The organism is Kitasatospora sp. NPDC001539 (assembly GCF_040298565.1).
Taxonomy (GTDB): domain Bacteria; phylum Actinomycetota; class Actinomycetes; order Streptomycetales; family Streptomycetaceae; genus Kitasatospora.
The window spans coordinates 1-14,303 of sequence record NZ_JBEPAK010000184.1 but is presented as its reverse complement, the minus strand read 5'-3'; the positions used below and the strand labels follow the sequence as shown (position 1 = coordinate 14,303).

12 protein-coding genes are annotated in these 14,303 nt (G+C 74.6%); 5 read left to right on the top strand and 7 right to left on the bottom strand.

Annotation, left to right across the window (positions count from 1 at the left end):
* The 3 genes from ABT247_RS24505 to ABT247_RS24495 form a co-directional block, all read right to left on the bottom strand.
* Positions 1-1,213 (bottom strand): FUSC family protein (locus tag ABT247_RS24505; protein WP_350745805.1); only part of this gene is annotated, 1,213 nt, incomplete at its 3' end.
* A gap of 164 nt (positions 1,214-1,377) precedes the next feature.
* On the bottom strand, positions 1,378-2,163 hold the full coding sequence (locus tag ABT247_RS24500) for a polyprenol monophosphomannose synthase (protein WP_350745811.1): 786 nt from the start codon (positions 2,161-2,163) through the stop codon (positions 1,378-1,380).
* A gap of 152 nt (positions 2,164-2,315) precedes the next feature.
* Positions 2,316-3,881: a N,N-dimethylformamidase beta subunit family domain-containing protein gene (locus tag ABT247_RS24495; protein ID WP_350745802.1), complete on the bottom strand. Its 1,566-nt coding sequence runs from the start codon at positions 3,879-3,881 to the stop codon at positions 2,316-2,318.
* 520 nt (positions 3,882-4,401) lie between these two features.
* On the opposite strand from ABT247_RS24495, the gene ABT247_RS24490 reads away from it, so the two are divergent.
* Positions 4,402-6,282, top strand: coding sequence for an APC family permease (locus ABT247_RS24490; protein WP_350745799.1), 1,881 nt, complete (start codon positions 4,402-4,404; stop codon positions 6,280-6,282).
* 54 nt (positions 6,283-6,336) lie between these two features.
* Here ABT247_RS24490 and ABT247_RS24485 read toward each other — a convergent pair whose 3' ends face one another.
* Both ABT247_RS24485 and ABT247_RS24480 read right to left on the bottom strand, forming a co-directional pair.
* Positions 6,337-6,606 (bottom strand): GlsB/YeaQ/YmgE family stress response membrane protein, encoded by a 270-nt coding sequence (locus ABT247_RS24485; RefSeq protein WP_350745797.1) that lies wholly within the window; start codon positions 6,604-6,606, stop codon positions 6,337-6,339.
* A 287-nt stretch (positions 6,607-6,893) separates the two neighbouring features.
* On the bottom strand, positions 6,894-7,613 hold the full coding sequence (locus ABT247_RS24480; RefSeq protein WP_350745795.1) for a TetR/AcrR family transcriptional regulator: 720 nt from the start codon (positions 7,611-7,613) through the stop codon (positions 6,894-6,896).
* 112 nt (positions 7,614-7,725) lie between these two features.
* Between ABT247_RS24480 and ABT247_RS24475 the strand changes: the two genes are divergently transcribed.
* Positions 7,726-8,985 (top strand): FAD-dependent monooxygenase, encoded by a 1,260-nt coding sequence (locus tag ABT247_RS24475; RefSeq protein WP_350745792.1) that lies wholly within the window; start codon positions 7,726-7,728, stop codon positions 8,983-8,985.
* On the opposite strand, the gene ABT247_RS24470 is transcribed toward ABT247_RS24475, so the two are convergent.
* The gene (locus ABT247_RS24470; RefSeq protein ID WP_350745790.1) at positions 8,969-10,906 is read right to left on the bottom strand and encodes a hypothetical protein; all 1,938 of its coding nucleotides are present in this window, start codon (positions 10,904-10,906) and stop codon (positions 8,969-8,971) included. The genes ABT247_RS24475 and ABT247_RS24470 overlap by 17 nt on opposite strands.
* Before the next feature lie 294 nt (positions 10,907-11,200).
* On the opposite strand from ABT247_RS24470, the gene ABT247_RS24465 reads away from it, so the two are divergent.
* Both ABT247_RS24465 and ABT247_RS24460 read left to right on the top strand, forming a co-directional pair.
* On the top strand, positions 11,201-11,830 hold the full coding sequence (locus ABT247_RS24465; RefSeq protein WP_350745808.1) for a CBS domain-containing protein: 630 nt from the start codon (positions 11,201-11,203) through the stop codon (positions 11,828-11,830).
* Between the two features lie 130 nt (positions 11,831-11,960).
* The gene (locus ABT247_RS24460; RefSeq protein WP_350745787.1) at positions 11,961-12,611 is read left to right on the top strand and encodes a LamG domain-containing protein; all 651 of its coding nucleotides are present in this window, start codon (positions 11,961-11,963) and stop codon (positions 12,609-12,611) included.
* 473 nt (positions 12,612-13,084) lie between these two features.
* On the opposite strand, the gene ABT247_RS24455 is transcribed toward ABT247_RS24460, so the two are convergent.
* Entirely contained in the window at positions 13,085-13,456 is a 372-nt protein-coding gene (locus ABT247_RS24455) for a hypothetical protein (protein ID WP_350745784.1), read from the bottom strand.
* 244 nt (positions 13,457-13,700) lie between these two features.
* Here ABT247_RS24455 and ABT247_RS24450 point away from each other — a divergent pair, with 244 nt between their 5' ends.
* Complete coding sequence (locus ABT247_RS24450; protein WP_350745782.1) at positions 13,701-14,168, top strand: SHOCT domain-containing protein; 468 nt, start codon at positions 13,701-13,703, stop codon at positions 14,166-14,168.
* Positions 14,169-14,303: the final 135 nt, after the last annotated feature.

The window sequence follows — 14,303 nt, the reverse complement described above, 5'->3', positions numbered from 1 at the left end:
CGGGGCTCCGCTCGCCCCGGACGAAGCGGCGCACCCCGGCGAGCCGGGTGAACCGCTCCCGGTTCGCCACCGACGCCCGGTCGAGCTCCTCCATGAGCCGCCGGCTGCGGTGTTCGAGGTCCAGTTCGTCGAGGATCCGGTCCACCTCGGCCAGCATCGAGCCGTGCAGCTGCCAGGCCTCCGGGTGCTCCTGGACCTGGCGCAGCAGCACCTGGGCGACGTTCTCCCGGCAGGCCCAGGCCGCCGCCAGTTCGGCGGTCAGCCGCTCCTCGGCCTCCTCGGCGTTGCGGCTGACCTGGGTGGTGATCAGCACCGCGAAGCCGACCATGGCGCCGCCGACGTGCTCCAGCAGCTCCTCCAGGGCCACCGCGACGTCCGGCGGGAAGAGCCGCTCGCCGGGCCCGCGCCGCTTGGCCAGGTCGGTGAGCGAGCGGGCCAGCACCCTGATCACCACCACGCAGATTTCCAGCGTGTCCAGCCCGGTGCGCAGCACCAGCCGGGAGAGCAGGCCCTCGCTGATCCGGGGGTTGAACCGCAGGCTGTCCTCGGCCTGGCGCAGCGCCGCGTCCACCTCGGCGATCGCGTGGTCGAGCCGGCGGGCCTCGTGCAGCCGCTCGGCCGCCCGGGCCACCGGGATGGGCCGGCCCAGCTCCTCGGCGATGTCCACGAGCAGGTGCCGGGCCCGCCGGGCGAGGTCCTCGATCGACTCGCCGGCGGTGTCCACCCAGACCGGCGGGGCGAAGAGCAGGTTGAACAGCAGCCCGACGGCCGCGCCGATCATCGTCTCCAGGACCCGGTCCCAGGCCTGGGAGGCCAGTTTGGTCACCCCCAGGATCAGCATCGCGCTGATCGCGACCTCCTGGACGAACTCCTCGACCCGGACGAAGCGGCCGATCACCAGGGAGGCGAGGATGATCATGCCGAGGCTCCACCAGGACAGCCCGACCACCGCGCTGAAGCCGATCGCGATCAGCACGCCCACCACCACCGAGTTGACCCGGCGGATGCTGGTCTTGAGCGTGGAGTAGACGGTGACCTGGACCACCAGCAGTGCGGTCAGCGGCGCCGTCAGCGGCGCGGGCTCGCTGCTGAGCCGGGTCGCCACCGCGTAGGCGAGGGTGGCGGCCACGGTCGCCCGCACGGTCTGGACGACGAAGGGTTCTCGGGCGCCGCGGCGGACCAGGGTCGTGAAGGACTCCGGGAGAAGGGGCATGACGGCCTTCTTTCCCCACAGCCGCGGCTGACACCGCCCCCCGGCCGGGTTACTACCCGAATGACCACGTCGGAGGGGGCCGGTTGCGCCGCGGCGGCGCTCGCGCGCGGTCGTCCGCGGGGCCGCGCACGCTCGTCCGCGGGTCGCGGACGGACGACGGGGCGTCAGTCGCGCCCGGCGGGTTCACCGTCGCGGTTGAAGCGCAGCTTCCAGGGCGCGAGGGCGGACTCGACCTGCACCCCGACGCTCATCTTGGAGGCGCCCACGACCCGCTCCTCGAACCGGATCGGCACCTCGCTGATGGTCAGCCCGCGCTGGATCACCCGGTGGTTCATCTCGACCTGGAACGAGTAGCCGCTGCTCCGGACGGTCGGCAGGTCGATGGCCCGCAGGGTGCTCGCCCGCCAGGCCTTGAACCCGGCGGTGGCGTCCCGCACGCCCAGGCCGAGGATCGCGTTGACGTAGAAGTTGGCCCAGGCGGAGAGCGCCTTGCGGTGCCAGGGCCACTCCGCGGCGATGGAGCCGCCGGGCGCGTAGCGTGAGCCGAGCACCACGGCGGTGTCGTCGGCGAGCAGGGCCCGCACCATCTCCGGTATGGCGGAGGCCGGGTGCGAGAGGTCGGCGTCCATCTGGACCACCACATCGGCGCCCTCGTCCAGGGCGCGCGCCATGCCGGCCAGGTAGGCGCGGCCGAGGCCGTCCTTCTCGGTGCGGTGCAGGACGCCGACGGTGCCGCCGGAGCCGGCGGCGAGCTTGTCGGCGAGCTCACCGGTGCCGTCGGGGGAGTTGTCGTCGACCACCAGCAGGTGCAGGTTCGGCACCGGGAGTTCCGCGAGGTGCCCGGCGAGGACCGGAAGGTTCTCCCGCTCGTTGTACGTGGGGACGACGACAACGACCTTGGGGGAGGCCTCGACCATGTTCTGTTCCCTCGTGCCCTTGCCGGCCGGCATCGGCGCCACACCGGTCGGTTGTCCTGGACGGCTCTGCTGGTCCGCTCGTCGGCGTTCGACGAGACCGTGCGAGTGTAACCGGGGCGCGCGCCCGTCTCCGCCCCGGCACCGGGACCGGTCGCTGACGGTGCGTCAGTCGTGGAGTCCGCCGCTCAGGCCGGGCCGTAGACGGCGGCGAGGTTGTCCGCCGCCGGGTGGGTGCGGCCGGCCGGGCCGGCGGCGAAGGCGCGCAGGACGTTCTCCGTGACCTTGCGGACCAGGTCCCCGGCGCTGGAGTCGATGCCGTGGACGGCCTGGCCGCCGCCCGGGCCGTGCGCGTCGAGGGCCTCCACCCAGCGCATCGTCCCGCTGGCGAAGACCCCGGCGCCGCTCGGCACCGTGTAGTAGGCGGTGTCGGAGTGGGAGTGGCGGCCCTCGCAGACCACGGGGGAGTGGGCGATGACCTCGATCGGCCTCGGGGTGGGGAAGCCGGTGTCCACCCGGTCGTACTCGACGCCGACCAGGTGCGGGAAGGACGCCCCGGCCGCGACGCCCGTCCCCTCGAACGCCCAGTGCCCGGGCGAGGTGACCACGTACGGGGCGTCGACCGGGTAGCCGTCGTAGATCACGCCGAGCATCGCGCTCTCCGGGTCGGCGCCCGGGCCGACCCGGAAGTCGGTCGTCGCCGGCGCACCGGCCTGGTGGCCCGGGTCCTGCGCCCAGGCGTCCTTGTAGCAGACCACGGTACGGTCGGGGCCGAGGGCGGTGGGCTCGAAGCGCACCCGGCGGAAGCAGCAGTTGGCGCCCAGGACGGCCAGGTTCGTCCCGGTGTCGCGGGCCGCCACCACGTTGGCGCGCTGCTCCGGGGACCAGTACTCGTCGTGGCCGAGCGAGAGGACGGCGGCGGCGCCGTGCAGCAGCCCCGGGTCGCGGGCCACGTCGATCCCGGTGGTGTAGGCGAGCGGCAGGCCGAGCCGCTCGACGAGGGCGACCAGCGGTGCCTCGTAGACCAGGAACAGTCCGGCGCCGTGGTCGTAGTCGTACGGGCGGTCGAAGACGACCCGCAGCGAGCGGGTGGCCAGGGTCCCGGACGGGCCGTTGTAGAGGCTGTAGCCGCCCCACTCGTTGTAGGCCTGCCAGGTCGCCGGGGCGCTCATGACCACCGTCCTGCCGGCGGTGCTCGCCGAGCGGACGGTGAGCGGGACGTAGCGGCGGCCGGGGCCGCCCTCGGCGTCCAGGCGTAGCAGGTAGGCGCCCTCGGGCCAGCCGGAGGTGTCCACGCTCACGGTGCGCTGCCAGTCGGTCAGCACGGTGCGGGTGCCCTGGTCGACGCGGGGAGCGGCCTGTTTGGCACCGGGAACGTGCTCGCGGCGCCAGACCAGACGGGCCCGGGCTCCGCCGTACCAGCCCATCCGGTAAGCGGAGACGGTGAAGGCGGAGGCGGTGGTGGAGACGTGCAGTCCGAAGGGCTCTCCGGGCAGCACGCTGACCCGGTCGGCGAAGCCCTCGATGGCGTCGGCGGGTCCGGGGTCGGTGATCTCCCAGTCGGGGGTGCCGGGCTGGGACTGCTCGCTGCCCGGGCCGGTGTGCCGGTCGGCGGTGGGGTCACCCTCGCGGGGGACACCGTGGGCGTCGGGAGTGGCCTGGGGCGCCGCCTCCGGGTGACGGGCGCCGCAGGAGGTGGCGGCGGCCGCCAGCAGGCCGAGGCCCAGAATCCCCCGTCGGCTCGGTTCCACCACTGCGGCCTCCCTGTGGTCCGTCGTCGTCCGTCGGTGCCGGTCGCTGAGCGTTTTCCGTCGGGCCTCCTCGCGGGGGCGCCGACCGTGCGGCGTGCGTCGACCCGATGGGCACCGTCGCGCGCGGCTGTCGCGCGTCCGTGCGATCCGTCAATGCGAGGCGTCAGCACCGTGCGTCAAAGCCTGCGTCAACGCGCGCGGACATCCTCGCCCGTTCCGGGGGATTCATGCCGACCGCCGCGCCGGATCCGCGGCCACCGCCCGGAGGGGCCGTCACCCGGCAGGGCCGTTCGGGCGCATCCCGGTGCGCCGGCCCGCGCGGTTGCCGGCCGCCGGCGATCCGGTCACCTAACCTGACCGGGCCCGCCGTCCGGCGGCCGCCAGGGGGGCCGGAGCCGCACGCGGCCGGCCGACGTCGTGGACAGGGGTGTACGTGGTTTCCTCGGGTTCGGCCGAACCGGTGGCGGGTCCGTCGACGCGGGGCGCCCGGTTCCGGGCGTGGATGCTGGAAGGCCTGTCCGACATGGCCAAGCAGCACCCCGGCCCGCACGCCGAGGCGCCGCACGAGAAGGGCCAGCGCTGGTGGCGGGTGATGTGCCTCACCGGCCTCGACTACTTCTCCACGCTCGGCTACCAGCCCGGCATCGCCGCCCTGGCGGCCGGCCTGGTCTCACCGCTGGCGACCATCGTGCTGGTGATCGTCACCCTGCTGGGCGCGCTGCCGGTCTACCGGCGGGTGGCCCAGGAGAGCCCGCACGGCGAGGGCTCGATCGCGATGCTGGAGCGGCTGCTGTCGTTCTGGCAGGGCAAGCTGTTCGTGCTCACCCTGCTGGGCTTCGCGGCCACCGACTTCATGATCACCATCACCCTGTCGGCCGCCGACGCCACCGCGCACCTGGTAGAGAACCCGCACCTGCACAGCGCGCTCACCGGCAAGCAGGTCCTGCTGACGCTGATCATGATCGCGCTGCTCGGCGCCGTCTTCCTCAAGGGCTTCGGCGAGGCGATCGGCCTGGCCGTCTTCCTGGTGGGCGTCTACCTGACGCTCAACGTCGTCGTGGTCGCCGACGGGCTCTGGCACGTGCTCAAGGCCCCGCACCTGTTCAGCGACTGGACGGACGCGCTCACCGCCGAGCACGGCAACGTCTTCGCGATGATCGGCGTCGCCCTGGTCGTCTTCCCGAAACTGGCGCTGGGCCTGTCCGGCTTCGAGACCGGCGTCGCCGTGATGCCGCACATCGAGGGCGACCCGGACGACACCGAGGAGAAGCCCACCGGCCGGATCCGGGGCGCGCGCAAACTGCTCACCACCGCCGCCGTGATCATGAGCTGCTTCCTCATCACCACCAGCCTCATCACCACGCTGCTCATCCCGCCCGACGCCTTCAAGAAGGGCGGCGAGGCCAACGGGCGGGCGCTCGCCTACCTCGCCCACGAGAACCTCGGCAGCGCCTTCGGCAGCGTGTACGACCTCTCCACCATCGCCATCCTCTGGTTCGCCGGAGCCTCCGCGATGGCCGGCCTGCTCAACCTGATGCCGCGCTACCTGCCCCGGTACGGCATGGCACCGCACTGGGCCCGGGCGGTGCGCCCGACCGTCATCGTGCTCACCCTGATCGCCTTCCTGGTCACCTGGCTCTTCGACGCCAACGTGGACGCCCAGGGCAGCGCGTACGCGACGGGCGTGCTGGTGCTGATCTCCTCGGCGGCGATCGCCGTCACCATCGCCGCCCACAAGGCCGGGCAGCGGCGCTGGACGGCCGGTTTCGCGGTGATCGCCGCGGTGTTCGTCTACACCACGGCCGTGAACATCGCCGAGCGGCCGGACGGCGTCAAGATCGGCGCCTGCTTCATCGCGGGCATCATGCTGGTGTCCTTCCTGTCCCGGCTCAAGCGCGCCTTCGAACTGCGCGTCACCGACGTGGTGCTGGACGACGTGGCCGAACGGTTCGTCCGGGACTACCTGCACCGCCCGCTGCGGCTGATCGCCAACGAGCCGAACAGCCGGGACCTCGCCGAGTACCGTGACAAGCTCCACCAGATCCGCCGGGACAACGACATCCCGGCCGAGGACGACCTGGTCTTCGTCGAGGTGACCGTCCTCGATCCGTCCGACTTCGAGGCCGAGCTGACGGTGCGCGGCGAGGTGCTGCACGACCGCTACCGGGTGCTGTCACTGGAGAGCTCCAGCGTGCCCAACGCCCTGGCCGCCCTGCTGCTGCAGGTGCGCGACCTCACCGGGCAGCAGCCGCACATCTACTTCGAGTGGACCGAGGGCAATCCCTTCGCCCAGTTCCTGCGGTTCTTCCTCTTCGGGCAGGGCGAGATCGCGCCCGTCACCCGCGAGGTCCTGCGGGAGGCCGAGCCCGACCGCACCCGCCGACCCGCTGTGCACGTGGGCTGAGGCAGCGCGGGCCGGGGGAGCGCGGGGCGGGCCGGGTCAGCAGGGCGGGCCGGGTCAGCGGGGCGGGTGGGACCTGCTCCAGGCGGGCGCGACGATGGCCACCAGGGCGACGGCGAAGGCCAGTTGGAGGATGTGACGGATCCAGTCGATGCCCGAGGTGTGGCGGACGCCGATCCAGCCGGAGACGGCGTTGCCGAGCCAGGCGCCGGCGGCGCCGAGCAGCATGGTGAGCCACCAGGGGATCGACTGGGGGCCGCGCAGGATCAGTTTCGCGAGCACGCCGAGCACGAAGCCGATGAGCAGGATCCACAGGAGCTGGAACATCGCGGTCCCTTCCGGGCGCCGCCGGGTGGCACCGGCACGCCTGATCGCCGAAGTCACGGTTCGTCCCATGATCACCCGGTTCGGCCGGACGGGCACCTCGACCGGGAAACCGCAGGTCGCGGGCCTGCCGCCGGTGTTGTCCGGGCCGGTGTCCGGCCGGGTCGGACGACGTGCGGGAGGTCATGCGGCTCAGCGGCTACCCCGTCGGGCCGTGGTCAATGCCCGGGCGGCCGCGAACGTCGCCATCGGGCCGAAGGCTCGCCGTGCCCGGGCCGCCCCTCGCGTGGTCAGCGGGCCTGCGGCCGCTCCGTCCGGCGGCTGATCAGGGCGGCCAGGCCGTCCAGGATGCGGGCCAGGCCGAAGTCCAGGGCCTGGTCGTGCCCGCCCGGCTCGGCCATGGCGGCGGCCAGCGCGGGGTAGCGGTCGGCGTGGTGGTGCACCACGGTGCCGAGGGCGGCGCGGAGTTCGGCCTCGGGGGAGCCGTTCGGGCGGGTGGCGCGGACCTGCTCGGCGATGCCGCGCACGTGTCCGGCGAGCAGGACGGCGGCGTCCATGCGTTCGGCGCCGGTCAGGCCGTGGCCGTCGAGGGCGGCCACCACCCGCTCCAGCCAGGCGAGCTCCTTCGGGCCGGGCACCCGGGGCCCGACGGTGGCGTCCAGCAGCCAGGGGTGACGGCCGAAGCACTGGGCCAAGTGGTGCGCCCAGGCGGTGAGCTGTTCCCGCCAGTGGCTCCCCGCGGTGGGTGCCGGGGGTTCCTCGAGGGCCGACTCGACCATCAGGGCGATGAGTTCGGCCTTGCCGGGCACGTAGCGGTAGAGCGACATCTTGGTGAAGTCGAGCAGTCCGGCCACCTTCTGCATGGAGACGGCGCCCAGCCCCTCGGTGTCCGCCACCTCGACGCCCGCCGCGGCGATCCGCTCCAGGCTGAGGGCCGGCTTCGGCCCCCGGGTCGGCTTGGCCGGGGGGCCCCAGAGGAGCCGCACCGTGTCGTTCGCCGCCTCGCCCATCCATCCGCTCCCGTCCCGGGGGTTGCCCGTCCGCGCCAACTGTGTCTACCGTACACAGCAGCGAACAGTGTCCGCCAGACACAGTTATTCGACCTCGGACGGGGTGGTTCCCATGAACGATCTGCTCGACCGCGCCCACGGCGGTTCCCGGGACGGCGTGCCGCGCGGCGCCCGGCGCACCAGGGTGCTGATCTCGGGCGCGAGCATCGCCGGCCCGGCGCTCGCCCACTGGCTGGGCCGGTACGGCTTCGACGTGACCGTGGTCGAACTCGCCCCGGCGCTGCGCGGCGGCGGCCAGAACGTCGACTTCCGGGGTGCCACCCACCTCACCGTGCTGGAGCGGATGGGCGTCCTGGAGGACCTGCGCGCGCTCGCCACCGGCGGCAGCCCGATCACCTTCGTGGACCGGCGGGGGCGCCGACTGCTGCACCTGCCCGCGGAGTTCGCGGGCGGCGAGGTGGAAGTCCCGCGCGGCAAGCTGGCCCGGTTGCTGCACCGGCACAGCAGCGCCCGCGCCCAGTACGTCTTCGGCGACTCCGTCACGGCCCTGGAGGAGACGGCGGAGGGCGTCCGGGTCGCCTTCCGGCACGGCGCGCCGCGCGAGTTCGACCTGGTGATCGGGGCCGACGGCCTGCACTCCAACGTCCGGCGGCTCGCCTTCGGCCCCGAGCGGCGCTTCGTCCGCCACCTCGGCTACTACGCGGCCACCTGGCAGCTGCCGAACCGCACCGGACTGCCGGTCGGCGGAGTCGGCCTCAACGTCCCGGGCCGGCTGATGTCCGTCGGCGCGGACCACCGGGACCCGGCCCGGGCGGGCGCCTTCTGCCTGTTCGCCTCGCCCGAGCTGCACTACGACCGCCACGACCCGGAGCAGCAGAAGGCACTGGTCCGGACGGCCTTCGCCGGCCTCGGCTGGCGGGTGCCGGAACTGCTGGAGAGCCTGGACGCGGCTCCGGAGCTGTACTTCGACTCGATCAGCCGCGCCGACGTCCCCCACTGGTCCCACGGCCGGATCGCCCTGCTCGGCGACGCCGCCTGCGGCGCCACCATCGGCGGCATGGGCACCGGGACGGCGGTGGTGGCCGCGTACGTCCTGGCGGGCGAGCTGGCCCTCGCCCGGGGCGACCACCGGGCCGCCTTCACCCGGTACGAGCGCCTGCTGCGCGGCTACGCCCAGGGCTGCCAGAAGGGCGGGGACCGGACCGGCCCGTTCCTGGCGCCCCGCACCGCGGCCGGGCTGCGGTTGCGCAACGCCGTGCTCAACCGCCGGTGGGCGCTGGAGCGGATGCTGGAGTTGGGCAAGCAGGTGTCGAGCGTCGAACTGCCGGACTACGAGCAGGCGTTGGCCGGTACGGTCAGTGCGGCGGGGTGATCCGGGTGCCGTTGTCGAGGACCGCCTCGACCTGCACGGCGGCCCGGGCCGACCGCTCGACGGCCAGGGTGTGGTCCGGGGCCGGGCGGTCGGCCGACCAGTCAGGACCCCGGACGGTGAGCCGGGCGACCCTTCGGCTGCCCGCGGCGAGCAGGTACTCCGAACCCTGCGGGGAGCGCCACCAGGTGGAGGCCACGGTGTCCTGCTCGAACCGGCTGCACGCCCGGCCGGGACCGCCACCGGTGCGCTGGGCGCCCCGGGCGGCCGGCAGCAGCACGGCCGTGGCCGCGCTGCCCTCGCCCGTCCAGCGGTCGGTGCGCAGGCAGAACCAGGCGGCCGAGCCCGCGTTCTGCGGCAGCGGCTGGACCGCGAACGCCCACAGGTTCACCTGCTTGACGCCCGGGCCGCCGTCCGGGACGGCGCAGCCGGCCCGCGCCCAGGCCTGCAACGCGTCCTGGGCGACCGCCTCGCGCGGATCCCGGTCGGTCGGGCCGCGGTCCGGCTGGGCGCGGTCGGCCGGCGTGCGGTCGGCGGCCGTGCGGTCGGACTGGGCGCGGTCGGCCGGCGGAGCGTAGGTGAGGTGGGCCGGGACGAGCCCGCCCACGTCGGCCAGCAGGAAGGCGTGCTTCTCGGCGATCACCGGGGAGGAGCGCAGCTGCAGCACGGTCGCGCCCTGGCAGTCGGCGAGCCCGCCGCCGGGCACCGCCGCGCTCAGCCCGTCGGGGTGGTCCAACGGACGCCCCGGGGCGTCCGGCTGGTCGATCCGGCGCGTCTCCGCGCCGTCCACCCAGGGCGCCAGCAGGTACCGGACGGCCGTGCCCGTCCGGTGCAGCGCCACCGCGCCCGCCGTCGTCGGATCGGAGCCGTCGACCCGGGCGAGGTCCAGCCCACCGCCCTGGCCGTCAGGACGACCGTCCGTCCAGCGCGCGATCCGCCGGCCGTCGGACAACAGCACCACGCCGGTGCCGTCCACCGTGCCCGCGTAGAGCAGGTTCGGTGGAGCGGCGGGCGGGGCGGTGTCGGTGCCGGGCTCGGCGCGGGTCCGCGGTCCGGGCTGCGCCCAGGCGGCCAGGGCGCGGCCGAGCAGGGCCTCGTCCCCGCGGCGGTCACCGCGCGCGGGCCAGGCGGTGAAGTCGACCCGTGCGGTGTGCTGCCAGGCGTCCGGAGCCACCCGCACCAGCCGGGCCGGGTCGGTCTCCACCCGGACCGTCGGCTCCGGGCCGCTCGGCGCCCGCCCGGCGTCGCCCAGGACCGCCGCCGTCGTGGTCAGGCCGAGCAGCCCGACCGCCAGCGCGGCGGTCAGCGTCCGGCGGCGGCGCAGCAGGTCGGTGGGCTGCACCCGCACGGCGCACGGGTCGAAGGCCGGGGGCTCCGCCGCCGGCCCGGGCAGGAGGTCGGCGACGGCCGCGAGTGCCTCCGCCGGGAGCGCCACACCGGCCTGCCGCAGCACCTCGGCCGCCTGGTCGGCGTCCAGCTCGTCGACCACGCGCAGGGCGAAGGCGGCCCGGGCCGGGGCGTCGAGCCCCGCGAGCGCGTGGTCCAGCGCCGCGTCCTCCTCGCCCCCGGGCGGGGTGAACAGCCGCAGGCCCCAGACCCGGGGCGCGGACAACCGGGCGGCCGGGTGCGGGCGCAGCGCGGCGCGCAGGAGCCGCAGGCGCAGGGCCGCGTAGACCGGGTCCACCGGATCCCCGCCCGGCGCGGCGGACTCGCCCCGGCGGCTCCAGCGGAAGGGCAGCGCGCGCTGGACCGCGCCGTGGGCGGCGAGCACCCGGCTGTGCCGGTCCCGGTCCGCGGGCAGCGCCAGGTAGGCGAGCCGGGCCAGCCTCCGGTAGTGGCGCACCAGCGCCGCCTCGGCCTCCGCCACCGGATGCGCCGCGGCGCGCTGGGCGGTCGGCGCCGCGCCCGCCGTCCGTTCTGCCAAGGGGGCCCTCCCGGAGCCGTGCGTGCTGTCGTGGTGGACGGTCCAACGAGTCGATCATGTGATGGTTGCGCCGTCCGTGGCCCCGGGGCGCGGCCGAGGGGGCGCGCGCCCCGGACGTGGGCGCCGTGTTCGCACGTCAGAGCCGTTGGTCCCACCCGTTCAGCCCCTTGGTCCCTGGCGATCTAGCCCGTTCGGGGTCATGCTGCGGGTACCGGCCGGGACGATCCGCGCCCGGTCCCACAGCACCGTTGGACGAGGTGAACCGGCGTGCGGCATGCCACCGTCGAATCCGTGATGACCAGCCCCGTGGTCCGGGTGACGCCCGAGACCGGGTTCCGGGAGATCGTCGCGCTGCTGACCGACTACGACATCACCGGGGTGCCGGTGGTCGACCCGGACGGGCGGCCGCTCGGCCTCGTCTCGGAGGCCGACCTGCTGCGCACCCTGGCCGCGCAGGAGGACCACGGCAGCCTGCTGCCCGCGCCCGAGTCGGTGCAGGCCGGGCCCGGTGGCGAGATCACCGCGGCCGACCTGATGACGACCCAGCCGACCTGCACCACCCCCGGCACCAGCGTGGTCGCGGCGGCACGGCTGATGAGCCGGCACGGGCTGAAGCGGCTGCCCGTGCTGGACGAGGAGGGGCGGGTCATCGGGATGGTGAGCCGCGGCGACCTGCTGCGGGTGTTCCTGCGCGAGGACGGGGTGATCCGGCGGGAGATCGTCGAGGAGGTGCTCGGCCGGATCGAGGGCGTGAGCCCGGCGGAGATCGGCGTGGAGGTCACCCAGGGCCGGGTGGTGCTCAGCGGCACCGTGCCGGAGGCGCACCTGGTGCCGGTCGTGCTGAACCTCTGCCGCTCCGTGGACGGAGTGGTCTCGGTGACCGACCGGCTGCGCGCCGGGGGCGCCACCGCGTCGGTCGGCTGAACCGGGCACGGCAGGGCCGCTCCCCAAGAGCCGTTGATACGCTTCGCATACTGCGGAGAGTATCGGGTAACTCACTCTGTGTGCCCGGCGGTTCGGAGTGCCGGGATCCCGGAGCATTGGGGAGACGGCCGTGGCAGTCGTGTTCGACGCGGACTTCACTTCGACGAGGCAGTGGATCGCGGGGCGCAGCAGCGCCTATCCCCGGATGGGGCCGACCAACAGGAGCGACCACAAGCTCGACTACCTGAGCCGCCAGTACTGCCCCGGCGGGGTGTTCGCCGCCGTCCGGCGGCCGACCGGCGGCCTGTGGACCTGCAACCTCCTCACCACCGAGGGGAGTCCGGAGGGCTTCCAGGTCCGCACCGGGGACACGCTGTCGGCGCGGGTCACACTGCCCGTCGAACTGGGCGCCTGGCCGGCGATCTGGACCTGGCGGGACGGCGGCAACGAGGTGGACGTCTTCGAGTACCACCCGGACAACCCGGACCTGTTGGAGATCTCCAACCACGTCCGCGGCGGCTTCCGGTACTGGCACGGCGGCAACGCGGGGGTGGGACCGGGATCGACCGTCGACCTGAAGGTGGTGCTCGGCGCCCACTCGGTGGACTGGTACGTCGGGGGTCAGCTGGTCTACGCGGACCTGCACGGCGTGGGCACCGGCTGGCACGCCTACCTGATCGTCAACCTCTCGGTCGCGGACGGGAGTTACCACGCCCGACCGCCGGCCGACGGCCCGAACCGCCTCAGCTGGGTGTGCCACAGCCTGCGGGTCGAACGCTGAGGGCCGAAGCCGGCTCCCGAGGAACGCCGGGGCCGGGCGCGGCCGGGGCAGGCGCGGCCACCCCCCTGCGCGCGATGCGCGGCCGCCCGGCGGCAGGGCGACCAGGTGCTGCCGGTCGGCGTCCTCGACCCGGGCCAGCTTCGGCCGGCGCCCGGCACTTCCGGCACGAGGCCGGCACCTGCGGCTGGAAGTGGTGCAGGAGCACCTCCAGGTACTGGCCGAGGATCCCGCACGGGTACGGCCCTGGCTGCCGGCGTGCTGGACGCCGGGCACGCCCACCACCTCGGCCGCGAAGAACTCGGCCGGCTCGCGCGCGGTGCCGAAGGACCAACTCTCGGACGGGGCAACCGCATCGGGAAAGTCGATCACGCGAGGCGGCATCCCGCGCCGAGGACCGCCTGGCCGTCGCGAGCTCTTCGCTCTCCTCCTGGGGACGGCACTTCGCGACCCCGCCGCACAGGCCGGGGGTTCCGCTAGGGCGCGAAGGCGGCGGTGATGGGGCCGCCCGGGCCGTAGCGGCGGAACCAGACGGCCCGGCGGTGGGGGCCGATGTGGGCCGGGTCGGCCACGTACAGGTCGTGCCGGGGGGCGCGTTCGTTGCCCGGGGCGAGCGCCGCGTCCACGGCTCCGTCGGCGATGGCACGCAGCAGGGCGGTGGCGGTGGCCTCGGCGGCGGAGGGGGCGATGGCCAGGGCGGTGAGTTCGGCCCAGAGCGCGGTGGACACGTAGGCGATCGGGGAGTGGCCGAGCGCCGGGTGGGGGCGACCGTCGGTGTGGTGGCGGAGCAGTCCGGCGGCGACGAGCTGCTCGGGGGAGCGGTGGTCGTCCGGCGGGTGGTGGTTCATGGGCGGCAACGCTACCGGGTGCCCGGGCCCGCGATCGCAGGAACGATTTCTCAGACTTTCTTCACGGCGCTTTGACCGGTCCCGGGCGCAGGATGGTGATAAGGCGCTGATCACCTCGGGCGGCTTTCGCTCCCCGGCGGAGCCGCTCATCAGGCGTGACGGCACCTCCGGCGGCACGGCGCCTCGTGCGGCACGGCGCCGGTCACCTCGGCGGGCCCCGGTCGGGGCCGAGGAGGAGGTCTCGATGAGGCATTGGCACGGGTACGGGCCCGGCCACGGGCCGGGCGGTTGGGGCATCGCCATGATGGTGATCGGCTCGCTGGTGGTCCTGGCGCTCCTGGTGCTGCTGGCCGTCGCACTGTTCCGGTACCTCTCGCGCTCGCGGCAGCCGGTTCCGCACGGCGCCGCCGCTGCGGGTGCCGCCGGGCCGTGGGCCGGCGGGTCCTGGGCGGGCGGGCCGCGTGGCTGGGCGCACGGGCCGACCCCGGAGCAGGTGCTCGCGGATCGCTTCGCGCGGGGTGAGATCGACACGGAGGAGTACCGGCACCGACTGGAGACGCTGCGGTCGGCGAACGGGCCCGGTGGCAGTGGTCCGGGTGGCAGTGGTCCGGGCGGTGGCGTCGCAGGTGGCGGCGGTCCGGCCGGTGGTGGCCCGGGCGGCGGTGGTCCGGACGGCGGCCTGGCGGGCGGCGGCCGACCGGGCGGCGTCTGAGCCGGGGGTACGCGACGAGGCCCGCCGCACGGGGGTGCGGGCCGACGACGAAGGCGATCCAGCCGGCGGTGGCGGCGGGCGTGTGGAGGGCTTTGTTGATGACGGCGAGGCCGGCGGCTATGCCGACGACTTCGG